We start from the raw sequence: 24,520 nt of genomic DNA on the forward strand, positions 1-24,520 counted from the left end.
CTAGGGTTTGTCTGAAAAGTCGCTTTGGCTAAAACGATGCCCTCTGGTTGCCAGGAGCGTCGTCATGACAGGCCGTTATGAAATTTCATCTGAGCGTTGGACGTTTCAGACAATGGCGTGACAACGGCACGTTCGAGCAGGTTCTGCGTCACCTTCATCTTCGATTGAGGGAAGACGGTGTCATCGATCTGGATACCTGGATGGTCGATTCCACGTCAATCCGAGCAACCCGAGCTGCCAGCGGTGCTGCAAAAAAGGGGCCTGCAGGAACCGCAACACCACTGTCTCCGCCGAAGCCGGGGCGGACTGACCACCAAAATACACCTTGCCTGCGACAGCCATAGCGTCCCGCTGGCCATCATGCTCTCGCCCGGCGAGCAAGCTGACTCGCGCTACTTCATGCCGTTGCTGGATCAGATCAGCCTTCCTGGCAGCTGGCCTGCATCGAGAGATGTTTGCGGGCTGACTTTTCATACAAGCCCTAGGTCGCCTGCACTCATTTGTGCCATATTCATTTCCGAAAACTGCAGAGTAATCTTTCAAATCGGCAGCGCCGTACGTGTGCGGATGGCTAAGGCTGGCTACGTTACCGCTTAGAATGAGCCCTTCCATCAGCCAACGAGCACGCCATGAAGCCGGACAATCTGAGTTGGGATGATCTGCGGATCTTCATGCACGTCGCCAGGTGCCAGAACCTCTCCCGAGCGGGAAAACAGCTGAAGATCGACCAGTCGACGGTAAGCCGCCGGATCAACCAGCTGGAATACGCCCTTGGCTTTAGCGTATTCGAGCGCAGCAGTTCCGGCTTGCAGTTGAATGACCAAGGCGCTCGCTTGCTGGCGCAGGTGGAAGTGATGGGCAACGGTTTTTCCGGGCTGCTTGAGCAGTTGTCCTCGGGCACCAACACGGTTTCCGGCAGGGTCCGGGTCGGTACCATGGAAGGCCTGGCCTCGCTCTACCTGACCCAGCAGGTGCCAAAGCTGCAATTGCTGCACCCCAACGTCACCCTGGAGTTGGTCACTTCGACCCACCAATTGCAGGTGACCCGCCGCGAGGCAGATATCTTCCTGGGCTTCTTCGAGCCCTCGGGCCAGGGCTTTCACACCGAACGAGTCGGGCAGTTCGAATTGAACCTGTACGGTAGCGACGACTACTTGCTATCTCACGGCACCCCTTCGCTGCAGACATTGGAGAACCACTTGTTCGTCGGCTACATCGAAGAGTTGGTGCAGATCGAGGCGGTCAAATGGCTCGATGAACTGATTTCAACGCCTAAACTGGTATTCCATTCCAACAGCATGCTCGCGCAGATGTTTGCCGCCAGCGCCGGCGCAGGGCTGGTAATGCTGCCCTCCTTTGCCCATGCAGAACGCTTTGGTCTGCGGAAAATCCCGCTGAATGGGCCCAAGGTCACCCGTGATCTATGGCTGAGCGTCCATCAGGACCTGCGTTATGTGCCGCGAATCAAGACCATGCTGGAGCACCTGTCGCGGCTGTTTCGTAACGACGAGCTATTCACCATCAACTAATACCACGCGACATCCAAAATTGATAATTGCGCACTTTTGCACCATATCGCAGCACTTCTTCATTTCAAGCACCGTTTCGGCGATGCAGCTTTGCAATAGACGTTGTTGCATTACGGCTTGGCAGTCTGGGCCCGTACTTTAAACTGAGTTCGCCACCTACCCGACCGAGGCGCACTCAATGAAACAAGACTCCATCTGGAGTGCCATATTCGAGCACCCAAACTTTGCAATACTGGTTAAACGACGGCGCCGGCTGGTCTCCGCGTTGATGCTGATCAGCATGGCGGTGTACTTCGCCATTCCATTGTTCTCTGCATACTTCCCCGAATTTCTTTCTTATAAGATTTATGGCGCCATCAATGTTGGCCTGGTGTATCTGGTCGGGCAATATTTCTTCGGTGCTGCGATTGCCATTTTTTATGCCTGCCGCTTGAAGAACATCGACGCGATGTCCGTCGCCCTGGTTTCCGAAGCTTCCGTGAGCGTCAATCATGACCCGAACCAACCGCACTAACCGCTTGGCCACCCTGCGCGGCTCGACAGCATTCAAAGCCTGCATGGGGCTGGCCGCCTTGCTCACGGCGAGCCAAGGCAACGCCGCCACGCTGGTCTCCGAAGCCAACCGGCCACTGACCTTCGGCGTGTTTGCCGTGCTGTTCTTGATCACCCTTGGGATTACCTTCTGGGCCGCGCGCAAGAACAGTTCGGTGAAGGATTTCTATACCGCGGGCGGTGCATTGTCCGGCCGGATCAACGGCCTCGCCATTGCCGGTGATTACCTGTCAGCAGCCGCATTTCTAGGGGTCTCCGGCCTTATCGCCATCTATGGGTTGGACGGTATAACCTACGTCATTGGCTTCTTTGTATCTTTCATACCGGTGCTACTACTGATCGCCGAGCCTTGCCGCAACTTGGGTAAATATACCTTGGGCGATGTGTTGGCGTTTCGTAATAACTTCCGCGCCTCGAAGTTCGCCGTAGCGATTTCCAGTGTATTGGTCGCGCTCTTTTATATGGTGCCGCAGATCGTTGGCGGCGCCGTGATCATCGCTGCACTTATCGGTATCCCATTCGAAATATCAGTGGTGTCGGTGGGCGTGCTGATGCTGGTCTACGTGCTGTTTGGAGGCATGCGTGCCACCACCTCAGTGCAGATCCTCAAGGCCACCTTGCTGATTGCCTTCTGCTTCCTGTTGGTGGTACTGAGCTGGGCCCCTTATGGCTTCAACATCAGTGCCTTTTTCAGCGACCTGGCAGGCAGCTCGGCCGTGCAGGAACACGTGCTCGGCACCTTGCTCAACGGCGTGTCCCAACTCTCGGCGGAACAAGCCGGGCAACGCTTCATGGAGCCTGGGCTGTACCTGAAGAATCCGCTGGAACAGATCTCCCTGAGCCTGGCGCTGGTGCTCGGCACGGCGGCCATGCCCCATATCCTGATGCGCTTCTTTACCGTGCGCGACGCACAAAGTGCCCGTACTTCGGCGCTGACCGCCATGCTGCTGATCGGCCTGTGCCATCTGTTCATCATCGTCATCGGTTTCTCCGCCGCGCTCCATCTGGGGCCCTTCGAGATTACCGCCATGGACAAGGGTGGCAACCTCGCCGCCCCGATGCTGGCCCAGTTCTTGGGCGGTGGCGCCGATAGCCTGCTCGGCAACCTGATGCTCGCGTTCGTCGCAGCCGTGTCCTTCGCAACCATCGTCGCAGTGGTCGCCGGTCTGACGCTGGCAGCAGCCTCCACACTCGCCCATGACGTGTATGTAGGCGCAGTGCGCCAGGGCAAGGCCACCGAGGGCGAGCAGGCCACCGCAGCCCGCCTGGCGACATTGGCGATCGCCGTCATCGCCATCTGCGTGGGCATTTCGGCCAAGGGCCAGAACGTCGCGCAACTGGTCGGGCTGGGCTATGCGGTCGCCGCGTCGGCCAACCTTCCAGCACTGCTGCTGACCCTGTACTGGCGTCGCTGCAGCACCGCTGGCGTGGTCGCGGGCTTGCTGGGCGGCACGGTGCTGTCCATTGGCCTGGTGCTGGTGTCGCCGAATATGAGCTACCCGCTGCAGCAAAAACAGGTGGCACTGGCCGCAGCCGCTAAATCCCAAGCCAAAATCGAATTGATCGACAAGGGCGCATTGGTTGCCACCGCCACGGAGCGCGAGCAATTACTCAGCGATGTGACCAAGCAACAGGCAACCGCCAGCCTGATCCCGGACTCCGCCACCAGCCTCATCGGCCTACGTGAGCCATGGGTGCAGCTGCGCAACCCGGGGTTGATCTCTATCCCGCTCGGCTTTGCCCTGGTCATTCTGTTTTCGCTGCTGTTCCCCAGCCAGCTGTCGCTGTCGCGCTGGGTGGAGTTTTCCGTGCGCCGCGAGACCGGCCTGGGCGTCGCACAAGCGGCTCAACACTAATTTATCAAGGTTTCCATCATGTCCCTGCCTACTGTAAAAGTCGCCGCCACCCACGCCGCGTCCGTGTATATGAACAAGGCCGCCTGCGTAGACAAGGCCTGTTCCTTCATTGCCGAAGCGGCCGCCAATGGCGCCGAACTGGTGGTGTTTCCCGAGTCCTTCATCCCAGGTTTTCCGGTCTGGGCGGCGCTGTGGGCGCCCATCTATAACCATGATTGGTTCAAGCTGATGGTCGAGAACAGCGTGATGATTGACGGCCCGGAGATCACCGCCATCCGCTCCGCCGCACGGCGCCATGGCATCCTCGTTTCCTTGGGGTTCAGTGAAGCGACGCCGGCCAGTGTCGGCTGCATCTGGAACTCGAACGTACTGATCAGCGAACAAGGTACCGTGCTCAACCACCATCGCAAACTGGTGCCTACCTTCTATGAAAAGATGGTGTGGGCGCCCGGCGATGGTCACGGCCTGCGTGTGTCCGATACCCGCATCGGCAAAATAGGCACCCTGATCTGTGGCGAAAACACCAACCCCCTGGCCAAGTACAGCTTGGCGGCGCAAGGCGAGCAGATCCACATCTCCGCTTGGCCGGCGATCTGGCCGACGCGCAAACCCGGCGGCCAGAATTTCGACAACCTCGCGGCCAACAGAATTCGCGCAGGGGCGCAGTGCTTTGAAGCCAAGGTATTCGGCATCTTGAATGCAGGCTTCATGGATGACTCGATGCTCGACATGCTCTCTGCCAGCGGTGATGAGCAAGCCATCGAAGTGCTGCGCAACAGTCCACGTGCCGCTACGCAATTTCTCGACCCGGCGGGGGCCTCCATTGGCGACCTGTTGCAGAACGAGGAAGGCCTGGCTTACGCCACTTTCGATTTGAACGAATGCGTGGAGCCCAAGCAGTTTCATGACATCGCCGGTTATTACAATCGCTTCGACGTATTTGACTTGACGATAGACCGGCGCCGGATTACCCCTGCCACCTTCAACGACCCTGTGGACTCTAACCGCAACCGGGAATTACAGGCGTTGCCTGAGCTGGACTGATTGCTGGAAAACGCAATGAGCTTCTGCTGAAGGCCGGTGTGGCAGTTGTGGGGCAGACAGTATGCACTGCCTATTCGCCACTATCGAGAAGGCGGTAGGAATGGCTTATCCTTCAGCCAGCTGAAACCGCAGGGTATGGGGATAGCCCTCCTGATTGGTGCCTCAAGGTATCCAGTATTCGAGCGTTAAAATCCATTGCCGGAGCAACATCGTGGCCCTGCGACTCACCTTGTTGGCTCATGCTCGTGCAGCTTTTCTAGTGACGAGCCCCTCGAAATGGATGGGCAGTCTAAACAGATTACGCTTTACCAAACCGTAGGCCGTACCACCCGCTATCTCCATGTATCGGAGCGTCGAACCGCGCAGACCGCGGCGATGCTGTCAGCAAGATCGGCGGTCGATGTCCACTTGAGAGACTGGGATAATGCCGGTGGATGGGCAAAAGGATTGACGACTTGATTCAATCGGAGCCTGAGTTCGTACACCTTTGGATGACCGATCCAAGTTCGGCGCCTCACGGGGGTGAATCGGTCCAGGCGCTGTGCGAGCGTATCGGCCTATGGATGGATTCACTGGACGGTAGGGGGAGAGTCATCGCGATCACCCAGTGGACTGACCACCAAAATACACCTCGCCTGCGACACCCATGGCTTCCCGTTGGCCATCATCCTCTCGCCCGGCGAGAACATTATTGAGCGGCTGTTCAGATGGCCCAAAGAAAAACGTCGGATCTGTACGCGTTACGACAAACTGGTCAGCAGCTTTAAAGCCATGGCCACACTTGTCTGCATCGAGAGATGCCTGCGGGCTGACTTTTCAGACAAACCCTAGTACATCACCCAAAATCGAACTCAGGATGTACTAGAAAAATGTTGGGGTGAAGTGAGTGTGAGGGACAAATGTTGGCAACAAAAAACCTGCACAAGGCAGGTTCTATGTGGGTTTCAGCGACTTCTTGGGAGGTCGTGGAACGTAATGATGGTGCCCGAACCCGGAATCGAACCGGGACGCCCTTACGAGCGGGGGATTTTAAGTCCCATGCGTCTACCAGTTTCGCCATTCGGGCGGTAGCGCGTTGTTACAGGGTTGGGAATATATAGATCCAGGCGCTTCGACGCAAGGTCGGTCTGCCGCTTTCTTGAATGGACGGCGCCTGAAAAAGCTTGGCAGATCAGTGATCTACATCGGCTTTAACAGGCGAACCGGAGGATTCCTACAGTACGGGAACAAGCGGTATAAATGACAGTCATAGCAATATGCCATCTCGGCAGTCTGGAAAGGAATCGGTTGATGCTCAGTGTTCGCAGGCGCTATTGGATGGTTATTGCAGGTGTCGTGGGACTGTTGGCCGGTACGGCACAGGCTGGGAGTGCGGTGAAGTGGGGGGATTTCAGCGCGTCAGGCGGTGATCGGTTGACGGGGACTTCGCTGGAGGCGGGCAATCAGTATGTGTTGAAGGCGTCGAGCATTTCGGTGGGGGATATTGAACAGCTGCAGGCTGCGCAGAAACGTACCGAGAGTGAGGTGCAAGGCCTGAAAGGCAAGCTGGAGGGGCAGGACCGCGCGTTCGATGAGTTCAAGCGCAGGGACGGTTCGAGCGCCAGTTCCAGTGACAGCCAGTTGGCGAGCCTCAAGCGCACGGTCGAGGATCAGAACAGCACGATCGAACGGCAGAAAAGCGATATCGAAGGTTTGAAGCGCAGCCTGGATGATCTCAAGCGCAGCGTGGATACCTTGAGCAGCAAGGTCAAGTAGCCTGGCCGCATGCGACATGCGGTCGGTCATGAGCCTGGATGCGGGTGTAAGGTAGGGCGTGCAACGCTGGGAAATCTCAGGAAAGCGAGGTGACTATGAGCGCTCCACTGCTGAAGAAGCTGCATCTGAATGGGTACGACATCGTGCAGGTCAATTTCGGGCCATGGCGGGTGTGTACGCCCCAGGATCGGCTGGCGTCCTTCAATTCCCGTGAACAGGCACTGGCGTATGCCGCCACGTTGCCGGGTTACCAGGCACGCAACAGGCCGGTGTCCAATGATGATTGATTGAAAACGAAGCCCCGGTTTGTCCGGGGCTTCTGCGTTTCTGCTTATACGAAAGGCTGTGCGCCGAAGCCGCGGGGCAGGCGCTGTCGCCCTGGCAGATCGGTCAGGCGCTGCGTCCAGGCACTGCGCCAGTCGGTGCTGGTGTGGGTCTTGGCCTGGCGCGAAGCACGGCGTGCGGCGTTGCGCTGGTTGCGGCGCGCTTCCTTGTAGGCATCGGTGTTGCGGCAGGTGCGGCACTTGACCCGATTCAGCTCGGTGCTGGAGGGCAGGTTATTGCCGTGATGGCCGCAGGCCAGATGCCCGGCAACCTTGAAGTGAATGACCATGTAAGCGTCTCCTTCTTATAGGGTACGCACATCGGTAAACCCACAATGCACGCGGGGAGGGCGGGGGTAAGAAATCCCGGCACCTGAGGTTACGACCCCATGGGCGCAGCAGCGTTCGGTTTTGCCCCTGGACCTGTTCAACACCCCCGCCTCGGCGCTACCCTGCCATGCCACTGATCATGAAAAGGAGTGTGTGATGAGCGTCGAGCCCCTGCCCCTGGAAGGCAGTTGCCGTTGTAACCGGGTGCGCTTCAGCGTGAGCCAGGCGCCGGTGATTACCATGGCGTGCCACTGCACCGGCTGCCAGAAGATGACCGCCAGTGCGTTCTCCCTCAGTGCACTGATTCCCGCCAGCGCGTTCACGGTGACCCAGGGTTGCCCGGTGGTCGGCGGCCTGCACGGGGTCGATCGTCACTATTGCTGCCCGCACTGCATGAGCTGGCTGTTTACCCGCCCCCATGGCATCGATGAGTTCGTCAACGTGCGTGCGACGCTGTTGGATAATGCTGCGGAGTACGTGCCCTTTATGGAAACCTGGACCCGCGAAAAACTGGCCTGGGCTACCACGCCGGCAGTCGAAAGCTTCGAGCAGTTGCCGCAACCCGAGGACTTTGCACGGTTGCTGCAGGCCTATGCCGAATTCAGCGCTCGCTGAGTTCAGTCAATCAAGGCGAGCAGGTCCGTATCGCCCACGTCCTGCCCGGCCTGGGTCAGCAGCGTGGTGACCTGGCCTCGATGGTGGGTCTGGTGATTGAAAAAATGCACCAGCAGGGCGCCGAATGTCTTGCTGGCCGCCGCGCCGCGCATGTTGTGGTAGTGCAGGCGATGGTCGAGGTCGGGTTCGCGCAGGGTGTGCACCCAATCGATGATCAGTTGGTCCAGCCAACGCCGCCGGGCGGCGAGTTCACCCAGGTCGGCGAACGCCAGTTGCTTGAGGTCCGACGGCGCGGCGATGCTGTTCAGCGGCGCCAGCGTCGCGTAGCCGGCGGGGTGCAGGGCAAAGCGTTTGAGCCAGACGGTGTCGCCCAACGTGAGATGGTTGAGCGTGCCGAAGACCGAGCCGAAAAACGCTTGGCGGTCCACGCGCAACTCATCGTCCGTAAGCCTGGCAGCCGCGTCATAGACCTTGCGGTTCATCCACTGGTTGTAGGTCGCCAGCAGCGTCATTTGTTCGATACGGTCCACGTGCTCTACCCCTCGTTGGCAATGGTGCCGCCATCATAAGGTAATTACCTGGACGACCCGCCACGGCAACTGCACCGGGAGCAGCAGGCCAGGCCTAAAACCTGAGCGTCGCACCGGTGGTCAGCCATTGATTGCGTTCACCGCCCAGGTCGCGCCCGAGCACCAGGTCGACGTCGACAAACTCCCCGAAGTGCAGGCGCGGCCCTGCTTGCCAGGCCTGGTCACCGCCTTCCTGGCCGTAACGTTCAGCGATCAACGTGAGGGCATCCATCAGTTGATACTCGACGCCGGTGCCCCAGCTCAGGCGCTGGGTTTGCTCGCCGTCGTTGTAGGCATGGGCCCAGCCGGCATTCAGGTTCAAGCGCAGGGGCGCCAGCGGTTGCCAGGTCAAGGGGAGGGTGAAGTCGGCGCCGTCGAACCCGTGTCGTCGATCAAGGGCAAGATGCGCCCCGGCGGAGATCGCCATTTCCAGCCCCAGGTCTTGCCGTGACAGCACCTGCGCCTTGAGTTGCGGACTCACCTGGGTCTCGCCCCGGCCTGCGCTGTCGGCCCGTGACAGCGCCGCGCCCCACTGCACCGAAGGCAGTACGCTGAACGTGCACGCGGGAGACAGCGTTGCCGTGTGCGTGTTGCCGGCGTGCCGGTCGGCGCTGTACCAGGCGTCGAGATTGCAGGCACCCGGTGCGTTGATTGCGCCGTCATCGACCACATAGGCGCCACCGGCGGCATGGGCCTTGGACACCAGGGCAATTAACAGGATCGAACCCAGGGTGATACCGATAAACAGCAGGTTGCGCCGCAGCGCCCGCTGTTTTGCCGGCGGCAACAGCAGCAGGGTCTGGCGCGCGCCGCGATAGTGCCGCGCACGGTATTTGGCAAACCCGTCCGGGCGCTTCGGGGTGTGTTTGTTGTGCATGATGCACCTCGCTTGAATGTCAGTTCTCTACGGTCAGCACCGAAATGCCGCTGGCCCTGGCCTGGCAGACCAGCTCCGACGTGTCGTCACCACCTGGCAGCGCGATGACCACATCCGCGCGGCTGTCGGTCAGCATGAAATGGTTGCGCTGGCGCTCCGCCTGCTTGCCGTGGCGTTGCCAGTTGGGCGGGTAGCGCACCACGTCGATGCCGAGTTCCCGCGCCCAGTCCTCGATGGCGCTGCCGAGGAACTGGTTGCCGCCGTGAATCAGCACCTGCACGGGGCGCAGGCGGTGGTAAGCGTCCAGCACTTGGCGGGACTTTTTGCAGTCGGCGTAATGACGACCGGCACAGATCAAGACGCGCATGATCCTATTCCTTGTAATGCACGGTGGCGGCCGGGCGACCGCCACCGTTTAAACGGCGGGGGAACTCAGTACCACTGCTTGAAGCGGCGGATGTAGAGGGTTTTCATCAGTTGGGCCACGCAGCAATAGCTGAGCAGCGTGCCGACCAGCCACGGGAAGTACGCCAGCGGTAGCGGTTGCAGGCCCACCAGGGTGCCCAGGGGCGAGAACGGTACGTAGATGCCCAGCGCAATCACCACGCCGGTCATCATCAGCACCGGCCATGCCGCCGTGCTCTGGAAGAACGGAATCTTGCGGGTGCGCAGCATGTGCACCACCAGGGTTTGCGAGAGCAGGCCCTCGATAAACCAGCCGGACTGGAACAGGGTCTGCATTTCCACGCTGTTGGCGGCGAACACGTACCACATCAGGGCAAAGGTGGTGATGTCGAAGATCGACGAGGTCGGCCCGATCCAGATCATGAAGCGACCGATGTTCCTGGCGTCCCACTTGCGCGGTTTGGCCAGGTACTCCTTGTCCATCTTGTCCCACGGCAGGGCCAGTTGGGAGATGTCGTACATCAGGTTCTGCAGCAGCAGGTGAATCGACAGCATCGGTAGGAACGGGATGAATGCACTGGCCACCAGCACCGAAAACACGTTGCCGAAGTTGGAACTGGCGGTCATGTTCAGGTACTTCATGATATTGCCGAAGGTTTCGCGGCCTTTGAGCACGCCTTCTTCCAGCACCATCAGGCTCTTTTCGAGCAGGATGATGTCGGCCGATTCCTTGGCGATGTCCGTGCCGCTGTCCACCGAGATACCCACGTCGGCATCCCGCAATGCCGGTGCGTCGTTGATGCCGTCGCCGAGGAAGCCGACGGTGTGGCCGTTGGCTTGCAGGGCCTTGAGCACCCGGGATTTCTGCAGCGGCGTGAGCTTGGCAAATACCGTGCGCTCCTCCACATGGCGCGCCAGGGTGGCGTCGTCCATAAGCTCGATCTCCCCCCCCAACAGCGGCCGGCCTGGCTCGAGGCCGACCTGGCGGCAGATCTTGCTGGTGACCACGGCGTTGTCGCCGGTAAGGACTTTGACCGCCACGCCGATCTGCTGCAGGGCTGCAATCGCCGGGCCGGCGGTTTCCTTGGGCGGATCGAGGAAGGTCAGAAAACCCTGGATCACCAGGTTGCGCTCATCGGCGGTGGTGTACCGCTGGCGGGCCAGGGCCTTGGAAATGTTGCGCGTGGCCACCACCAACACGCGGAAGCCGTCTTCGTTGTAGTCATTGGCTATGGCCAGCAACTCCTCGCGGCGGCGCTCATCCAGAGGCACTGCACTGCCGGACTCCATCACGTGAGTGGCAATGTCCAGCATCTCCTCGACGGCGCCTTTGCACACCAGCAGATGGTCGTGGGCAGCGTCCTTGACCACGATGGACAGGCGACGGCGCACAAAGTCGAAGGGCAATTCATCGACCTTGCTGTAGGCAAACGGCAGCTGGAACCTCGGGTTCTGCTCCGAGAACTGCACCACGGCCTGGTCCATCAGGTTTTTCATGCCGCTCTGGTGGTAGCTGTTGAGCCAGGCCAGGGACAGCACCGCATCATCGCGCTGGCCGAAGGCGTTGACGTGATGCTCGAGGATGATCTTGTCCTGGGTCAGGGTGCCGGTCTTGTCGGTGCACAGCACGTCCATCGAGCCGAAGTTCTGGATCGCGTTGAGGCGCTTGACCACTACTTTGCGCTTGGCCATCGCCGTGGCGCCCTTGGCCAGGTTGGCGCTGACGATCATCGGCAGCATTTCCGGGGTCAGGCCCACGGCAACCGCCAGGGCGAACAGGAACGCATCGCCCCAGTCACCCTTGGAGAAGCCGTTGAGGAAGAACACGATCGGTACCATCACCAGCATGAAGCGGATCAGCAGCCAGCTGACGCTGTTCACCCCGCGATCGAATGCGGTCTGTACCCGGGAGCCGACAATCGCCTTGGCCAGGGAGCCAAAGTAGGTGCGCGGCCCGGTCGCCACCACCACAGCTTTGGCGCGGCCGCTGACCACATTGGTGCCCATGAAGCAGATGTTCGGCAGGTCCAGCAGGTTGCCCTGGTCGGCGGCGACCGGCCCGGCGGATTTTTGCGTGACGTCGCCGAGGGTGTCGTACTTCTCCACCGGCAAGGCTTCGCCGGTGAGCAACGCCTGGCTGATAAACAGGTCCCGGGACTCGATCAGGCGGATGTCGGCAGGGATCATGTCACCGGCCGACAACTGCACGATATCGCCGGCCACCAACTCGCGCATCGGCACTTCGCGCAGGGTGGGCTGGCAGCCCACTTGCTCACGGCGCAGCACCGTGGCAGTGGTGCGGACCATGGCTTTCAAGGCTTCGGCGGACTTGGCCGAACGGTGCTCCTGCCAGAAGCGCAGCAGGCTGCTGAGCAGGACCATGGTCATGATGATGACGACCTTGGTGGGGTCGGCTTCTTCACCGTCCCGCATCGGCAGCCAGCAGTCGGTGAAAAAGCTGATGCCGCCCAGGGTCAGCAACACGTAGATGAACGGGTTGTTCAGGGCCTGCAGGAATTGCACGATGGCGTGAGGCGGTTTGTCATGGGCCACTTCGTTGTGGCCTTCCCGTTGCAGGCGGGCAGTGGCGTCCAGTTCGGTCAGGCCATCCTGGGTGGCGCGTACGTTGGCCAGGGTGGCCGACAGGCCGTTGTGGGCTTCGCGGGCGGCACGCATCGACAGTCTGGTGTCGCTGGCGGTGCCGGTTTTCTTCTGCAGTGGCGTGTTTTTTACGGCGCTCATTGTCTGTGCTCCTGTCGCCAATTCTCGACAAAACATACCCGGTACTTACCTGAATACAGGCGAGCGAAAGCATGCCGAGTCGCTGACTTCGCGATCGGTTTAAATAAGGTGCTTGGATAACTTCTACTGGCGCGTTAGTTATAAGGCGCGCAGCGAACTACAACTGGAAAGTTTCATAAAGAACTCCAGGGACTTAATCAGGAAGTTATTGTTTCAGCGGATTGAACGGCGCGGGCGCTCAGCACTATCCCAGGCTGAAAAGCGGCGGTCTCTGCGGGTCTTTGGGGGAGGGGGCAAAGCAGGGCGTGCGTCGTGGCAGAAAAACCACGCGGGCATGGCAACGCTTGGCTCGCAAGGCTGCGGCCAGTGTGGGTACATCGGGCAAAGCAAGGGTTGGGAAGGTCATAACACACCTCGGGACCGGACGGGCGACCGGCGAGGCAGTTACGGCGGAGCATCAAGCTCTAGCGCAGCTTACCGGACCGGGGAGGCGAGTCCTGTCATGTTCGGGATTGGGCGCCCGATGCCCGCCAGGGCGGTGCTCGGACAGCGACTGGATACTGTGTCCATTGGCTTCTTTTGTGAGGGTTAAAAAAGGCCCCAGTTGCGGGCAGGGGCAATCTACTCAGGCAGTTACAAAATGTCAACGCATGATTAATTAAATAGCCCGGCGTTCAGAGTTCATTCAGACAAGAGGCTCTCGAAAGTTGCTCGATATATAACTTCATACACCCTGTGCGGCGAGAACGGCCAAATAGATCAATACCAAACCGCAGGCGCCATAACTGATGCGTTGCCACGTGGGCGATGCATTCTTGCGCAGCAGGTTCACCAGTGCGGCGATCAGAAAGCATGACAGCACCGAAGCCAGCATGAAGCCGGCGAAAAACATCAGCGTCTGCCCATGGCTGGGCGTAGCGCCGACGATGCCTGACAGCGCGCTGCCCAGCGCCCCCCAGTAGACGATGTTTTTCGGGTTGGCCAGGGAAATCGCCGCGCCCACGGCCAGCGCATTTTGTCGGGTGCTGGCCGGTGCATCATCGGCTTCGGGCAAGTGCCAGGCGTCGATCAGGCTGCGTACGCCCAGCCACGCCAGGTACAGCGCGCAGATGATCGTCAGCGGCACGCGCACGGCGTCATGCTGGATCAGCAGTGCGATGCCGGTGAGGCCGATCACTGCCCACACGGCATCGCCTACCAGCGAGCCAAACTGCACCAGCAAGGCGGGTGTGAAACCGTGGAGCAAGCCACGGCGCAACGTCTCCGCCAGCACCGCACCGGGGGAGAGGCAAAACACAAAGCCGAATACCAGTGCGTAAAAAAAGATCGTCAGCATGCCCGCGTCCTTTCAGGAAAGTGCGAGAGCATACGCTGGCAGAGGGATGGGAATCCATATCGCCGCAGCGGATTCATCCAGCCGTCAGGAGGTGGCCATTTCCAGCAGCGCTATGCGCTCGAGTTCGACCTTGAGCTCGCCAGGGCTGAGGCGGGCAAAGGGCAGGGCGAAAAACGCCCGGCAACGGCTGGCGATGGTCTCCAGCGTGGCATCGAATGCCGCCTGGATGCTGGCCTGGTCACCTTGAACCTCCGAGGGATCTGCCAAGCCCCAATGCGCCTTCACCGCCGGCCCGAAATACACCGGGCAGGCTTCGCCCGCCGCCTTGTCGCAGACGGTGATGACCACATCCGGCGGGCTGCCTTCAAACGCATCATTGCCCTTGCTGTACAAGCCTTCGGTGCGGATACCCGCTGCCTGCAACGTGCTCAGGCTGCGCGGCAGGACCTGGCCCTTGGGAAAGCTGCCGGAGCTGATCGCGGCAAAACCCTGGGGGGCCAGGTGGTTGAACATCGCCTCGGACAAGATGCTGCGACAGCTGTTGGCGGTGCACATGAACAGGACTTTCATTGCGGTTTCTCCGTTAGATGCTCAGGCGCAACGCGAGGGCGGCGAGGGTGATCAGCAGCACCGGCAAGGTCAGCACAATCCCGACCTTGAAGTAGTAGCCCCAGGTGATGGTGATGCCCTTGCGCGCCAGGATATGCAGCCACAACAGGGTGGCCAGGCTGCCGATGGGGGTGATTTTCGGGCCCAGGTCGCTGCCGATCACGTTGGCGTAGATCATCGCGTCCTTGACCACGCCCACGGCATGGCTGGATTCGATGGACAACGCACCGATCAGTACCGTCGGCAGGTTGTTCATCGCCGAGGACAACAAGGCCGTCAGCACGCCGGTGCCCATGGCCGCACCCCATACGCCGTAAGTGGCAAAGGTATCGAGCCAGGTCGCCAGGTAGGTGGTGAGGCCGGCGTTACGCAAGCCGTAGACCACCAGGTACATCCCCAGGGAAAACACCACGATCTGCCACGGGGCTTCCTTCAGCACCTTGCGCGTGGAGATCTTGTGGCCCTTGGCGGCGATCACCAGCAGGAGCACGGCGCACACCGCGGAAATCGCGCTGATGGGAATGCCCAGGGGTTCCAGGGCAAAGCAGCCGATCAGCAGGATGCCGAGCACCCACCAACCGGCGCGGAAGGTGGCGCGGTCGTGGATCGCGCTGGCGGGGTCTGCCAGGTCGGCGGGGTCGTAGGCCTGGGGAATATCGCGGCGGAAGAACCACAGCAGTACCGCCAGGGTGGCGGCGACACTGACGACGTTGACCGGCACCATGACCGCGGCATATTCGTTGAAGCCGATCTTGAAATAGTCCGCCGAGACGATGTTCACCAGGTTCGACACCACCAGCGGCAGGCTCGCCGTGTCGGCGATAAACCCCGCGCCCATCACAAACGCCAAGGTCGCCGCCGGCGAAAAGCGCAGTGCCAGCAGCATTGACATCACGATGGGGGTGAGGATCAGCGCCGCGCCGTCGTTGGCAAACAGCGCCGACACCAGGGCGCCGAGCAGCACCATATAGGCAAACAAGCGCCGGCCACGCCCGCGCCCCCAGCGCGCCACATGCAGTGCCGTCCAGGCAAAGAACCCGGCTTCGTCCAACAGCAGGCTGATGATGATCAGTGCGACAAACGTCCCGGTGGCATTCCAGATGATGTGCCAGACCGCCGGGATATCCGCCAGGCTGATCACGCCACAGGCCAGTGCCAGGATCGCGCCCATCGTGGCGCTCCAGCCCACTCCGAGACCCTTGGGCTGCCAGATGACCAGGACGATGGTGAAAATAAAAATGGCGACTGCGACAAGCATGAATTAACGCTCCGGTGGCTCAGCAGCAGGTGCTGGCTCGTTGTGGTCTGTCGCCCATGGCATCCAGACGCTGTGTGTCGTTGTGCAGCCATGGCTGGTTGGCTTGCAGGGTGACGTCCAGCACCTGGTTCACCCAATCGGGCAGTGCCGGGTTGACGCGGTAGTAGATCCATTGGCCCTGGCGACGATCCAGCAGCACACCGCAACTGCGCAGTTGCGCCAGGTGGCGGGAGATTTTGGGCTGGCTGTCGTCCAAGGCATGGATCAGTTCGCACACGCAAAGTTCGCCTTCACGCTGAATCAATAGCGTCAGGCGTGCGCGAGTGGCGTCGGCCAGGCATTTGAACAGGGTGGGCGGTGTAAGGGGATCCGACATGACCATTGCCTACATACATATGGAAATTCGAATATACGTATGTCCATATGTTTCGGTCAAATCCTGTTTCAATTGATATGGATCAAACCTCGGGAAAACTGCCACAAGTGATTGAAATTAAAATGAAACACGAATGTCCTAAAGTGCCTCCCCATTGCTGATGAAGGAAGACCCGCGTGACCCGTGCCACTCGCAACCTGCGCAAAACCCTGGATTCCGTCGCGGAAAATAACGAAACCGCGGCATTCGACCTGATGCGTGCCGTTGAAAAGCTCGGCGATGAAGTGCTGCGCCAGCGCTTGCTCAACACCATTCACCGGCTCAACCAGGACGCTCACGAACTGCGTGAAGCGCGGGACTCGGTGGAGCAGGTGTCGGTCAGGCTCGCCTGAGCAAGATCGTTCAAGACAAGCCCCATCCTACGCTGGCATGCTTGTGGACTGTCTGTCGATGAGCCGTTTCCATGCCTGCTGCCTTACCTCATTACGCCTTCGCTCGTGGTGCAATCGCCGTCATTCCCCTGTCCCTGGCCTGTGCACCCTGGGGGCTGCTGGCCGGTTCCATGGCCATCGATGCGCAATTCACGCCACTGCAAGCCCAGGGCTTGTCCGCCATTGTGTTTGCCGGCGCTGCGCAGTTGGTCGCCATTGGCATGGTCAAGAGCGGTGCCAGCCTGATTTCCATCGTGTTGACCACCTTGCTGCTGACCTCCCAGCACCTGCTGTATGGCATGCACCTGCGCCCGATTCTTTCGCCGCTCAAGACCCGCTGGCGCATGAGCCTGGGCTTTCTGCTGACCGATGAGTTCTTTGCTCTGGTCAACCACTATGACCGTGAAACCTTCAATCGCTGGTACGCCCTGGGCGTTGGCCTGACGTTTTACATCGCCTGGAACCTGTTCACCCTGGCCGGCATCGTGCTTGGCAAAAGCATCCCAGGCCTTGATCAGTTGGGCCTGGAGTTCTCCATCGCCGCCACCTTTATCGCGCTGATCACCCCGGTGGTGCGCGATGTGCCGACGGTGGTCTGCGTGGCGGTGTCGTTGTTGTTTTCCGTATGGTTGAGCTTCCTGCACTGGGAGTCGGCCGTGGTGGTGTCGGGTGTGCTCGGCATGAGCGCAGGGTTTTTCTGTAAACGCCTGGGGGTTGGGCAGCGATGATTTACCTGATGATTGTGGCCATGGGCCTGGTGGTTTTTTTCAACCGTTATCTGTTTATCGAGCCGCGCCTGCCGGTGCGCCTCAACCGTGGGGCACGGGAGTTTCTCGGGTTTGCGGTGCCGGGCATGCTCACGGCGATCTGCGGGCCGATTATTTTCCTGGCTGATCACCAGCTCAACCTGAGCCCGGCCAATCCGTATTTGCTGGCCGGTATCTGCGCCGTGGCGCTGATGTTCTGGACGCGTAACGTATTGATGACCGTGCTGCTGAGCATGGGGTTGTTCTACCTGTTTCGCGGGTGGCTCTGAAGCGCAGGCGAAAAAAAACCCGCGGGAGGGCGGGCAGAAGGACACTTCTAAAAATGAGCCAGGCCACTATAGGCGGCATATTCTCCCTCCACAGTGAAACAAAATTCATGGGGGCGTCAGTCAGCCTTGCGGCAATGGTACAGTCGCGTTTTTTCCAACGAGGCAATGGCATGCACAAGGTGGTAATGGGCGCATTGGTATTGACGGCACTGGCCGGTTGCGCGGGCTCGAAGATGAACGAGGCGCGCCTGGGGGCTCCCTACAAGGCCATGGCATCGGACAAGGCCACGCTGGTGGTTGCCGAGTGCATCCAGTTTGGCTGGCAGGATGAAAGCGTGTTTGGCGTCGACGCCGGTGGCTTCAAAGAGCCGAACGGGGCCGGTGGTTTCACCGTCTACACCACCGGTGGCGATTACTTCGTCGACGTGCAAAGCGCCGGTGCCGGTTCGTCCGTCAAGTACTACGCCGTTGAAGACACGATGCCGGCCAAGCGTCGCTTGGCGGCACTCGCGACCTGTCTGTAATACGTTGCCTTAGTCATTTCAGGAAACGCCCGGCGGGACAGCCGCCGGACATTCGCTTATGATTCAATCCGCCCGCCCGACATAATGGCTCTTTACCAGTACACGGACGTCGAGGCCTTACCGTCGGGCGGGCACCTTTAGTCTTTATCGCGGCATAAAACCCAAATGCCAGCGCCGGGGAATCTTCAGCGACACCAGCCCCAACACGCCCGCCAATACACCGCTGACCACCAGCGCCCTCAGCCCCATGTGCTGCTCCAGCAGCGCGCCAATCACCGCGCCGACAAACATCCCCGCCCACGGAATCAGTTGCACCCGCCAGCCGTTGCGGCGTTCCCCCAGCATCCAGCGTCCCAGCCCGCGCCCAAAGCGTGACAGTGCCCCGGTCACGTAGGTCAGCCCCATCGGCAAGCCGTTGACCTCTTCCACGGCTGCGTTGAGCATGCCCATCGCAATGATCGCCGCCAGCAGCGCCGGCAAGGTGTCGGCGAAGGGCAGCAAGGCTGCGCCGCAGAGCAAGGTGGCGATACACAGCAATAGGGGCAGGGCATGGCGCCGGCTAAGACGGCCGACCACTACGCCCAAGGCGTTACCGGCGACAAATGTGGCGACCAGCAACAGCAGGCGTGCGGTCAAGCCGAGATCCCCCACACTGATGGCCACGGCCAGGCGCGTGGTGTTGCCGCTCATGAACGAAACAAAGTCGCCGCTGGCCATGAAGCCGATGGCGTCAGTCATGCCCGCCAATACCGAAAGGCTGGCCACCAGCATCAGGCCGACGCGGCCGCGCCAGCGCTTTTGATGGGCCAGTGCGGCATTGGCATAAGGCTTGTTGGGCGAAGGCAGCATAGGGCCGGGTTCCTCGGTGAGATTATCCGGCCACTACCCTAGGACGCTTTGATTGCGCGCGCAATGACCTCAGACACACTCCAGGCGCCAACCCTCAGGTTGCCAGAGCAAGCGGTGGGTTGGCCCGAGCGCCTGGATGAACGCCTCATCATGGGATACAACCATCATTGCCCCGCTGAAGCCCTGCAGCGCCTGTTCAAAGGCGATCACCGATTCCAGGTCCAGGTGGTTGGTGGGCTCATCAAGCAACAGCAGTTGCGCGGGTGTTTCACCCCACAGGGCAATCGCCATCGCGGCTTTCAACCGCTCGCCGCCGCTGAGGTGCACGGTCGGTTGGGTGACCCGCCGGGCATCCAGTTGCAGCAAGGCCAGGCGCGTACGCAGTTCGGCTTCGGGCAGCGGTGTGTCGAGCAGGTTGAGCTGTTCGACGAGGGAGCGTCGGTCATCCAGCAGCGCCTGGTGCTGGTCGATATACGCGCAGGGCACCGGCACCGAGCACTCACCGCTGGCGGGCTGGCAGTGGCCGGCCAGTACCTTGAGCAGGGTGGATTTGCCGCAACCATTCGGTCCTTGCACAGCCACGCGCACCGGCCCTGTGAGGTTGAGTGTGAGGGCGGGATGCTCCAGCCAGGGCAACCGGACCTCCGTCAAGGCCACGACCTGTCGGCCATTGGGCACGACCGACCCCGGCAAGGCCAACAGGGTCGGCGTTTCATCCACCACGCGCTCGTAGGCTTGGCGCACCTGCTCATCCAGCGCGTGTTTGTAGGCGTGATGGGCACTGCGCACCGTGCCGACGACTTCGGTGGCGGCGCTTTTCCAGCGCGCCTTGGTAAACCGGTCCACATTGGCTGTCTCTGCGTGCTTGCGGGAGCGCGCCGCCTGGCGTTGCAGGCTGTCATGGTCTTTCTGCACGCGCCGGCGTTCGCGGTTGCGTTCAAGGCGTGCGTGCTCCAGCGCCGCGACGGCGGCGTGTTGTTCGGTGTCGCGCTGCAGGCGATAGGCATCATAGTTGCCGCCGTAGACGTGAGGGCCGAGTGGGGACAGTTCAATGATGCGCCCGAGGGTGTTGAGTATTTGTCGGTCGTGGCTCACCACCACCAGGCCGCCACGCCATTCCTGCAACAGGTGCAGCAGCCACCGGCGGCCGGCGCTGTCGAGGTGGTTGGTGGGCTCATCGAGCACCAGCAGTTGCGGTGCGGCCAGCACGGCGCCGATCAGCCTGAGCCGCGCCAGTTGTCCTCCACTGAGTTGATCGGCCGGCGTATCGACACCCAGCTGCGCAAGGCCTGCCGTATCGAGTGCGGCGCGCAAGCTTTCGGCAAGGTCCCAGCGATTGTCGATCAACTCAAGGTCATCGACCTGCGCCGTCCCTGCCGCCATGCGTGCCAGTGCCGCCAGCACGGGCGTGGTGCCCGTCAGGTCAGAGAGGGTGTCTCCCGCTGCAACCGCCATGTCCTGGGGGACATAGGCCACGCTGGCCGAGCGCTTGAGCGAGCCGGAGGAGGGGGACAACACGCCGGCGATCAATTGGGCGAGGATACTTTTGCCCCGTCCATTACGTCCCACAATCCCGGTGGGCGTGTGGTCGATGGACAGGTTCAGGTCGTCCAGCAATGTCTCGCCATTGGCGAACTGGAAGCACAGGTGTTGCAGGGAAACCAATACGGGTAGCCGGTTGACGTCAGTCATCAGCACCTCCAAAAAATGTCGGACAGGCCAACAAGCGCGCCAGGCGGCTCGTTGCAGGTACATTCTGGAAGGCTTAGTGATTCACGTCGGCGGTCGTCCCGGAAGTCAGAGGGGGGCCAAGAGCCTAACCCGCCTTGGCATTGCCGGGCAAGTCGGCGGCCAGTTGTTCAAGGAACATCGCCAAGGCGACTTCCTCGGCCTTCAGGCCTTTGCGCCCCCGTGGCTTGGGCAATCTGGACAATTCGCCCAGGCTGAAATGCTCCAGCACGGCCGGGTGGATATAACACTTGCGGCACACCGCAGGCGTATTGCCCAGTTGCCTGGCAACATCCTTGACCATCGCCACCACATGTCGCTTGGCGTCGGATTCCGGTTGCCATTCCAACTCCCGCAGCACCGCCAGCGCCATGGCGGTGCCGGCCCAGGTGCGGTAATCCTTGGCAGTGAAGTCGGCACCGGTAAGATCGTGCAGGTAGGCGTTGACGTCATGGGAGCTGACGGTGTGCCGCTCGCCGTCTTCGTCCAGATACTGGAACAGGTTCTGCCCCGGTAACTCCAGGCAGCGCTTGACCACCGTGGCCAGGCGCCGGTCCTTGACGCTGACCTGGTGCTCCACGCCACTCTTGCCGCGAAACTGGAACTGGATCTCGCTGCCTTTGACATCCACATGGCGGTTGCGCAGGGTGGTCAGCCCGTAGGATTTGTTGTCTCGCGCATATTGGGTATTGCCGACGCGGATCAGCGTGGCGTCCAGCAGCATCACCACCGTGGCCAGGACTTTTTCGCGCGTGAAGCCGGGTTCGGCGATTTGCGCTTCGAGCTGTTTGCGCAGTTTCGGCAGGGCGTTGCCGAACTCCTGCAGCCGCGCGTACTTGTCGCTGTCACGCACCTCACGCCAGCGCGCGTGATAGCGGTATTGCTTGCGTCCACGGGCATCGCGGCCGGTGGCTTGCAGGTGCCCGCGCGGGTCGGCGCAGATCCACACGTCGGTATACGCCGGAGGGACGGCGAGGGCGTTCAGGCGCTTGATCTCATCGGCATCCCGGATGCGCTCGCCCTTGGCGTCGAAGTACTGGAACTTGCCGCGCACTCGCTTGCGGCGGATGCCGGGCTGGGTGTCGTCAACGTAATGCAGGTCGCGGGGCAGGTCGGCGGGCAGCGCGGAGTCGGGCATGGTGCGGGTTCCTTGGCAACGGATCAGGCCGGTATTCCTGATTGACCGCAGCCGTGTGCGGTCGTGCCAAAAGGTTTCTTATGCCAGCACGGCCACCGCCTTGATCTGCGCCCACAGCGCCTGGCCGGGGTGCAATTGCAACTGGTCGCGGGAGAACCGCGTGATCCGCGCCAGCAACGGCGTGCCATCCGCGTCCAGGCGCACCAGCACATGGGCGCTGTTATCCGCCGCGATCTCCTGGGTAACCGTCACCGGCAGGCGGTTGAGGATGCTGCTGTGCTCTCCGGCTTGCAGGCTGAGGCTGACGTCGCGCGCCTGTACCTTGACCCGTAATGCCTTGCCCAACGCCAGCGGTGCATGGGCCACGCGCAGGTGCTGGGCACTGTCGGGCAGTTGCAGCGTGAGCAGATGGTAGTGATCGTCGTAGGCGCTGACGCTGCCGTTGATCACCACGCCCGCGTCGTCCCCCAACGCCAGGGGCAGGTCGAGCCGCGCCAGGGTGTCGCCGATGGGACCACTGGCCAGGGCCTTGCCGTCGCTGAGCAACACGATGTGATCGGCCAGGCGCGCCACCTCATCCTGGGCATGGCTGACGTATAGCACGGGGATGTCCAGTTCGTCGTGCAGGCGTTCCAGGTAGGGCAGGATTTCGCTTTTACGCTTGCTGTCGAGGGCGGCCAGGGGTTCATCCATCAACAGGAGTCTTGGGCTGGTGAGCAGGGCCCGGGCGATACCGATGCGCTGACGTTCACCGCCGGACAAGTGTTGGGGGTGACGCTCCAGCAGATGGCCGATCCCCAGCAACTCCGTGGCCTGGAGCATATCCACCCGGCGTTGCGAGCGCGGGATGCGCTTGAGGCCGAACTCCAGGTTGGCCCGCACCGATAGATGGGGGAACAGGCTGGGCTCCTGGAACACGTAGCCGAGCGCGCGCTTGTGCGGGGGCACGAACAGGCCGTTGCGGCTGTCTTGCCAGACTTCATCGTTGATCTGGATAAACCCATCTTCGGCCCGCTCCAGCCCGGCAATGCAGCGCAGGCAGGTGGTCTTGCCGGAGCCGGAATGCCCGTACAGCGCAGTCACCCCTCGGCCGGGCACATGCAGGTCCACGTCCAGGGCAAAGCCTGTGTACTTCAAGTTCAGGCGCACATTGATCATCGGCATCAACTCCAGCCCATCCTGGTTTTACGGCTGGAGTAGAGCGCCAGCAACACGAGGAACGCGAACACCACCATGGCGCCGGCCAGCCAATGGGCCTGGGCATACTCCATGGCTTCGACATGATCGTAGATCTGCACCGAGACCACGCGGGTCTTGTCGGGGATATTGCCGCCGATCATCAGCACTACGCCGAATTCTCCGACGGTATGGGCAAAACCCAGGATGGACGCGGTGATAAACCCCGGGCGCGCCAGGGGCAGGATCACCGTGAAGAAGGTATCCCACGGATTGGCGCGCAGGGTCGCGGCCACCTCCAATGGGCGTGTGCCGATGGCGGAAAAGGCGTTCTGCAACGGCTGCACCACGAACGGCATGGAATAGATCACCGAACCGATCACCAACCCGGCGAAGCTGAAGGTGAGGGTGCCCAGGCCCAGCCATTGGGTGAACTGGCCGAAGTAGCCGTGGGGGCCCATGGTCAACAGCAGGTAGAAACCGATGACGGTGGGTGGCAGCACCAATGGCAAGGCCACCACCGCGCCAATGGGACCGCGCCACCATGAACGGGTGCGCGACAGCCACAGGGCAATCGGAGTGCCGATGACCAGCAGGATCACGGTGGTCAGTGACGCCAGTTTGAGGGTCAACCAGATTGCGGAAAAATCGGCACTCGACAGGGGCATTTACTTGCTCAGTTCATAACCGTAGGACTGGATGACGGCGGCGGCTTTCGGCCCTTTGAGGTAGTCGACCAGTGCCTTGGCTGCAGCGCTGTCCTTGCCCTTGTTGAGGATCACCGCGTCCTGTTTGATCGGGTCGTGCAGGGCGGCCGGGACGATCCAGGCCGAGCCGCTGGTGACTTTGCCGTCTTTATAGATCTGCGACAAGGCCACAAAACCCAACTCAGCGTTGCCGGTGGAAACGAACTGAAAGGCCTGGGTGATGTTCTGGCCTTCGACGAGCTTGTCCTTGACCTGCTCGGTCAACCCTTCCTTGGCCAATACCTGGGTGGCGGCGAGGCCGTAAGGCGCGGCTTTCGGGTTGGCGATGGACAGGTGCTTGAATTCATTCCTCTTCAACACCTCGCCCTTGGCGTCTACATAACCTTCCTTGGCCGACCACAGCGCCAGGGTGCCCACGGCGTAGGTGAAGCGCGAGCCCTTGACCGTGTCGCCTTCGCTTTCGAGCTTTTGCGGGGTGGTGTCGTCGGCACTCAGGAACACTTCGAACGGCGCGCCGTTCTTGATCTGGGTGTAGAACTGCCCGGTGGCGCCGTAGGCTGCGACCAGTTTGTGGCCGGTGTCTTTTTCAAAGTCGGCGGCAATCGCCTGGATCGGTGCGGTGAAGTTGGCCGCTACGGCCACCTGGACTTCATCGGCGTGGGCCGCTGCGGTCGCGAGCAACGCAACCAATGCCGCCAGGCACGTGGGTACAAAGCGAGGGGTATTGAAAGTCATGAACGGCTCCGTTTGAGAAG

General features: G+C 61.1%; 26 protein-coding genes, 1 tRNA gene and 2 pseudogenes. 13 read left to right on the plus strand and 16 right to left on the minus strand.

From position 1 onward, the window contains the following. Positions 1-101 precede the first annotated feature (101 nt). From V3W40_RS33200 to V3W40_RS35070, 6 genes and pseudogenes are all read left to right on the plus strand, one after another. A pseudogene (locus V3W40_RS33200) lies at positions 102-432 on the plus strand (transposase); the annotation flags it as partial. 197 nt (positions 433-629) lie between these two features. Beyond that, the gene (locus V3W40_RS33205; RefSeq protein ID WP_003203128.1) at positions 630-1,529 is read left to right on the plus strand and encodes a LysR family transcriptional regulator; all 900 of its coding nucleotides are present in this window, start codon (positions 630-632) and stop codon (positions 1,527-1,529) included. Positions 1,530-1,707: 178 nt separating this feature from the next. Then, the gene (locus tag V3W40_RS33210) at positions 1,708-2,043 is read left to right on the plus strand and encodes a DUF485 domain-containing protein (RefSeq protein WP_281112954.1); all 336 of its coding nucleotides are present in this window, start codon (positions 1,708-1,710) and stop codon (positions 2,041-2,043) included. After that, a complete protein-coding gene (locus V3W40_RS33215) occupies positions 2,021-3,937 on the plus strand; it encodes a solute symporter family protein (RefSeq protein ID WP_330216432.1) in 1,917 nt (638 codons plus the stop codon). The genes V3W40_RS33210 and V3W40_RS33215 overlap by 23 nt, the downstream gene beginning before the upstream one ends. Before the next feature lie 18 nt (positions 3,938-3,955). Beyond that, positions 3,956-4,981 carry a carbon-nitrogen hydrolase family protein gene (locus V3W40_RS33220; RefSeq protein WP_330216433.1) on the plus strand — a complete coding sequence of 342 codons (1,026 nt, stop codon included), beginning with the start codon at positions 3,956-3,958 and terminating at the stop codon, positions 4,979-4,981. A gap of 582 nt (positions 4,982-5,563) precedes the next feature. Beyond that, positions 5,564-5,662 (plus strand): annotated as a pseudogene (locus tag V3W40_RS35070) (IS5/IS1182 family transposase); the annotation flags it as partial. A gap of 298 nt (positions 5,663-5,960) precedes the next feature. Here V3W40_RS35070 and V3W40_RS33230 read toward each other — a convergent pair. Then, a tRNA-Leu gene (locus V3W40_RS33230) sits at positions 5,961-6,047 on the minus strand. A gap of 251 nt (positions 6,048-6,298) precedes the next feature. Here V3W40_RS33230 and V3W40_RS33235 point away from each other — a divergent pair. Together V3W40_RS33235 and V3W40_RS33240 are read left to right on the plus strand one after the other, a co-directional pair. After that, positions 6,299-6,736 carry a hypothetical protein gene (locus V3W40_RS33235; protein WP_235865590.1) on the plus strand — a complete coding sequence of 146 codons (438 nt, stop codon included), beginning with the start codon at positions 6,299-6,301 and terminating at the stop codon, positions 6,734-6,736. A 95-nt stretch (positions 6,737-6,831) separates the two neighbouring features. Then, positions 6,832-7,023, plus strand: a complete 192-nt coding sequence (locus V3W40_RS33240; protein WP_027606617.1) for a hypothetical protein — start codon at positions 6,832-6,834, stop codon at positions 7,021-7,023. 44 nt (positions 7,024-7,067) lie between these two features. Here the strand turns inward: V3W40_RS33240 and V3W40_RS33245 are convergent, their stop codons facing one another. Next, positions 7,068-7,349, minus strand: a complete 282-nt coding sequence (locus tag V3W40_RS33245) for a hypothetical protein (protein ID WP_146476314.1) — start codon at positions 7,347-7,349, stop codon at positions 7,068-7,070. Between the two features lie 196 nt (positions 7,350-7,545). On the opposite strand from V3W40_RS33245, the gene V3W40_RS33250 reads away from it, so the two are divergent. After that, positions 7,546-8,004: a GFA family protein gene (locus tag V3W40_RS33250; protein WP_330216434.1), complete on the plus strand. Its 459-nt coding sequence runs from the start codon at positions 7,546-7,548 to the stop codon at positions 8,002-8,004. Positions 8,005-8,006: 2 nt separating this feature from the next. Here V3W40_RS33250 and V3W40_RS33255 read toward each other — a convergent pair whose 3' ends face one another. From V3W40_RS33255 to V3W40_RS33290, 8 genes are all read right to left on the minus strand, one after another. Next, complete coding sequence (locus tag V3W40_RS33255; protein WP_065927466.1) at positions 8,007-8,534, minus strand: DinB family protein; 528 nt, start codon at positions 8,532-8,534, stop codon at positions 8,007-8,009. A 94-nt stretch (positions 8,535-8,628) separates the two neighbouring features. Then, complete coding sequence (locus V3W40_RS33260; protein WP_315872451.1) at positions 8,629-9,450, minus strand: hypothetical protein; 822 nt, start codon at positions 9,448-9,450, stop codon at positions 8,629-8,631. 19 nt (positions 9,451-9,469) lie between these two features. Then, positions 9,470-9,817 carry a DUF2493 domain-containing protein gene (locus V3W40_RS33265; protein ID WP_065927468.1) on the minus strand — a complete coding sequence of 116 codons (348 nt, stop codon included), beginning with the start codon at positions 9,815-9,817 and terminating at the stop codon, positions 9,470-9,472. Between the two features lie 65 nt (positions 9,818-9,882). Further along, complete coding sequence (mgtA, locus tag V3W40_RS33270; protein WP_330216435.1) at positions 9,883-12,597, minus strand: magnesium-translocating P-type ATPase; 2,715 nt, start codon at positions 12,595-12,597, stop codon at positions 9,883-9,885. 724 nt (positions 12,598-13,321) lie between these two features. Then, complete coding sequence (locus tag V3W40_RS33275; RefSeq protein WP_092484499.1) at positions 13,322-13,933, minus strand: LysE family transporter; 612 nt, start codon at positions 13,931-13,933, stop codon at positions 13,322-13,324. 84 nt (positions 13,934-14,017) lie between these two features. Beyond that, positions 14,018-14,503 (minus strand): arsenate reductase ArsC, encoded by a 486-nt coding sequence (locus V3W40_RS33280; protein WP_330216436.1) that lies wholly within the window; start codon positions 14,501-14,503, stop codon positions 14,018-14,020. Between the two features lie 13 nt (positions 14,504-14,516). Further along, the gene (locus tag V3W40_RS33285; RefSeq protein WP_027606608.1) at positions 14,517-15,800 is read right to left on the minus strand and encodes an arsenic transporter; all 1,284 of its coding nucleotides are present in this window, start codon (positions 15,798-15,800) and stop codon (positions 14,517-14,519) included. Between the two features lie 19 nt (positions 15,801-15,819). Further along, complete coding sequence (locus V3W40_RS33290) at positions 15,820-16,176, minus strand: metalloregulator ArsR/SmtB family transcription factor (RefSeq protein WP_330216437.1); 357 nt, start codon at positions 16,174-16,176, stop codon at positions 15,820-15,822. A gap of 176 nt (positions 16,177-16,352) precedes the next feature. On the opposite strand from V3W40_RS33290, the gene V3W40_RS33295 reads away from it, so the two are divergent. The 4 genes from V3W40_RS33295 to V3W40_RS33310 all read left to right on the plus strand — a co-directional run bounded on the left by V3W40_RS33295 (position 16,353) and on the right by V3W40_RS33310 (position 18,167). Then, the gene (locus V3W40_RS33295) at positions 16,353-16,568 is read left to right on the plus strand and encodes a hypothetical protein (protein ID WP_025856028.1); all 216 of its coding nucleotides are present in this window, start codon (positions 16,353-16,355) and stop codon (positions 16,566-16,568) included. 71 nt (positions 16,569-16,639) lie between these two features. Beyond that, the gene (locus V3W40_RS33300) at positions 16,640-17,335 is read left to right on the plus strand and encodes an AzlC family ABC transporter permease (RefSeq protein ID WP_027606606.1); all 696 of its coding nucleotides are present in this window, start codon (positions 16,640-16,642) and stop codon (positions 17,333-17,335) included. Then, positions 17,332-17,643 carry an AzlD domain-containing protein gene (locus V3W40_RS33305; RefSeq protein WP_065927473.1) on the plus strand — a complete coding sequence of 104 codons (312 nt, stop codon included), beginning with the start codon at positions 17,332-17,334 and terminating at the stop codon, positions 17,641-17,643. Before V3W40_RS33300 ends, V3W40_RS33305 begins: the two co-directional genes overlap by 4 nt. A 170-nt stretch (positions 17,644-17,813) precedes the next feature. After that, positions 17,814-18,167, plus strand: a complete 354-nt coding sequence (locus V3W40_RS33310) for a hypothetical protein (RefSeq protein WP_027606604.1) — start codon at positions 17,814-17,816, stop codon at positions 18,165-18,167. A 144-nt stretch (positions 18,168-18,311) separates the two neighbouring features. Here the strand turns inward: V3W40_RS33310 and V3W40_RS33315 are convergent, their stop codons facing one another. From V3W40_RS33315 to modA, 6 genes are all read right to left on the minus strand, one after another. Then, entirely contained in the window at positions 18,312-19,016 is a 705-nt protein-coding gene (locus V3W40_RS33315; protein WP_330216438.1) for a YoaK family protein, read from the minus strand. A 69-nt stretch (positions 19,017-19,085) separates the two neighbouring features. Continuing rightward, positions 19,086-20,708: an ABC-F family ATP-binding cassette domain-containing protein gene (locus V3W40_RS33320; RefSeq protein WP_330216439.1), complete on the minus strand. Its 1,623-nt coding sequence runs from the start codon at positions 20,706-20,708 to the stop codon at positions 19,086-19,088. Between the two features lie 124 nt (positions 20,709-20,832). Then, positions 20,833-21,882 (minus strand): DNA topoisomerase IB, encoded by a 1,050-nt coding sequence (locus V3W40_RS33325; RefSeq protein WP_330216440.1) that lies wholly within the window; start codon positions 21,880-21,882, stop codon positions 20,833-20,835. A 78-nt stretch (positions 21,883-21,960) separates the two neighbouring features. Next, on the minus strand, positions 21,961-23,040 hold the full coding sequence (gene modC, locus V3W40_RS33330; protein ID WP_330216450.1) for a molybdenum ABC transporter ATP-binding protein: 1,080 nt from the start codon (positions 23,038-23,040) through the stop codon (positions 21,961-21,963). Between the two features lie 5 nt (positions 23,041-23,045). Next, complete coding sequence (gene modB / locus V3W40_RS33335; RefSeq protein WP_065927477.1) at positions 23,046-23,726, minus strand: molybdate ABC transporter permease subunit; 681 nt, start codon at positions 23,724-23,726, stop codon at positions 23,046-23,048. Then, positions 23,727-24,500: a molybdate ABC transporter substrate-binding protein gene (gene modA / locus V3W40_RS33340; RefSeq protein WP_315872449.1), complete on the minus strand. Its 774-nt coding sequence runs from the start codon at positions 24,498-24,500 to the stop codon at positions 23,727-23,729. Positions 24,501-24,520 lie beyond the last annotated feature (20 nt).

Origin of the sequence: Pseudomonas sp. AM8, assembly GCF_036346475.1 — a bacterium.
Classification (GTDB): Bacteria; Pseudomonadota; Gammaproteobacteria; order Pseudomonadales; family Pseudomonadaceae; genus Aquipseudomonas; species Aquipseudomonas marginalis.

Coding starts and splice junctions, on each gene's coding strand:
- V3W40_RS33240 (WP_027606617.1), top strand. CDS start 6,832: ATGAGCGCTCCACTGCTGAAGAAGCTGCATCTGAATGGGTACGACATC.
- V3W40_RS33290 (WP_330216437.1), bottom strand. CDS start 16,176: ATGTCGGATCCCCTTACACCGCCCACCCTGTTCAAATGCCTGGCCGAC.
- V3W40_RS33315 (WP_330216438.1), bottom strand. CDS start 19,016: ATGCTGCCTTCGCCCAACAAGCCTTATGCCAATGCCGCACTGGCCCAT.
- V3W40_RS33205 (WP_003203128.1), top strand. CDS start 630: ATGAAGCCGGACAATCTGAGTTGGGATGATCTGCGGATCTTCATGCAC.
- V3W40_RS33220 (WP_330216433.1), top strand. CDS start 3,956: ATGTCCCTGCCTACTGTAAAAGTCGCCGCCACCCACGCCGCGTCCGTG.
- V3W40_RS33280 (WP_330216436.1), bottom strand. CDS start 14,503: ATGAAAGTCCTGTTCATGTGCACCGCCAACAGCTGTCGCAGCATCTTG.
- modA (WP_315872449.1), bottom strand. CDS start 24,500: ATGACTTTCAATACCCCTCGCTTTGTACCCACGTGCCTGGCGGCATTG.
- V3W40_RS33285 (WP_027606608.1), bottom strand. CDS start 15,800: ATGCTTGTCGCAGTCGCCATTTTTATTTTCACCATCGTCCTGGTCATC.
- V3W40_RS33265 (WP_065927468.1), bottom strand. CDS start 9,817: ATGCGCGTCTTGATCTGTGCCGGTCGTCATTACGCCGACTGCAAAAAG.
- V3W40_RS33325 (WP_330216440.1), bottom strand. CDS start 21,882: ATGCCCGACTCCGCGCTGCCCGCCGACCTGCCCCGCGACCTGCATTAC.
- V3W40_RS33215 (WP_330216432.1), top strand. CDS start 2,021: ATGACCCGAACCAACCGCACTAACCGCTTGGCCACCCTGCGCGGCTCG.
- mgtA (WP_330216435.1), bottom strand. CDS start 12,597: ATGAGCGCCGTAAAAAACACGCCACTGCAGAAGAAAACCGGCACCGCC.
- V3W40_RS33320 (WP_330216439.1), bottom strand. CDS start 20,708: ATGACTGACGTCAACCGGCTACCCGTATTGGTTTCCCTGCAACACCTG.
- V3W40_RS33235 (WP_235865590.1), top strand. CDS start 6,299: ATGGTTATTGCAGGTGTCGTGGGACTGTTGGCCGGTACGGCACAGGCT.
- V3W40_RS33245 (WP_146476314.1), bottom strand. CDS start 7,349: ATGGTCATTCACTTCAAGGTTGCCGGGCATCTGGCCTGCGGCCATCAC.
- V3W40_RS33310 (WP_027606604.1), top strand. CDS start 17,814: ATGCACAAGGTGGTAATGGGCGCATTGGTATTGACGGCACTGGCCGGT.
- V3W40_RS33305 (WP_065927473.1), top strand. CDS start 17,332: ATGATTTACCTGATGATTGTGGCCATGGGCCTGGTGGTTTTTTTCAAC.
- V3W40_RS33275 (WP_092484499.1), bottom strand. CDS start 13,933: ATGCTGACGATCTTTTTTTACGCACTGGTATTCGGCTTTGTGTTTTGC.
- V3W40_RS33260 (WP_315872451.1), bottom strand. CDS start 9,450: ATGCACAACAAACACACCCCGAAGCGCCCGGACGGGTTTGCCAAATAC.
- V3W40_RS33250 (WP_330216434.1), top strand. CDS start 7,546: ATGAGCGTCGAGCCCCTGCCCCTGGAAGGCAGTTGCCGTTGTAACCGG.
- modC (WP_330216450.1), bottom strand. CDS start 23,040: ATGATCAATGTGCGCCTGAACTTGAAGTACACAGGCTTTGCCCTGGAC.
- V3W40_RS33300 (WP_027606606.1), top strand. CDS start 16,640: ATGCCTGCTGCCTTACCTCATTACGCCTTCGCTCGTGGTGCAATCGCC.
- V3W40_RS33210 (WP_281112954.1), top strand. CDS start 1,708: ATGAAACAAGACTCCATCTGGAGTGCCATATTCGAGCACCCAAACTTT.
- modB (WP_065927477.1), bottom strand. CDS start 23,726: ATGCCCCTGTCGAGTGCCGATTTTTCCGCAATCTGGTTGACCCTCAAA.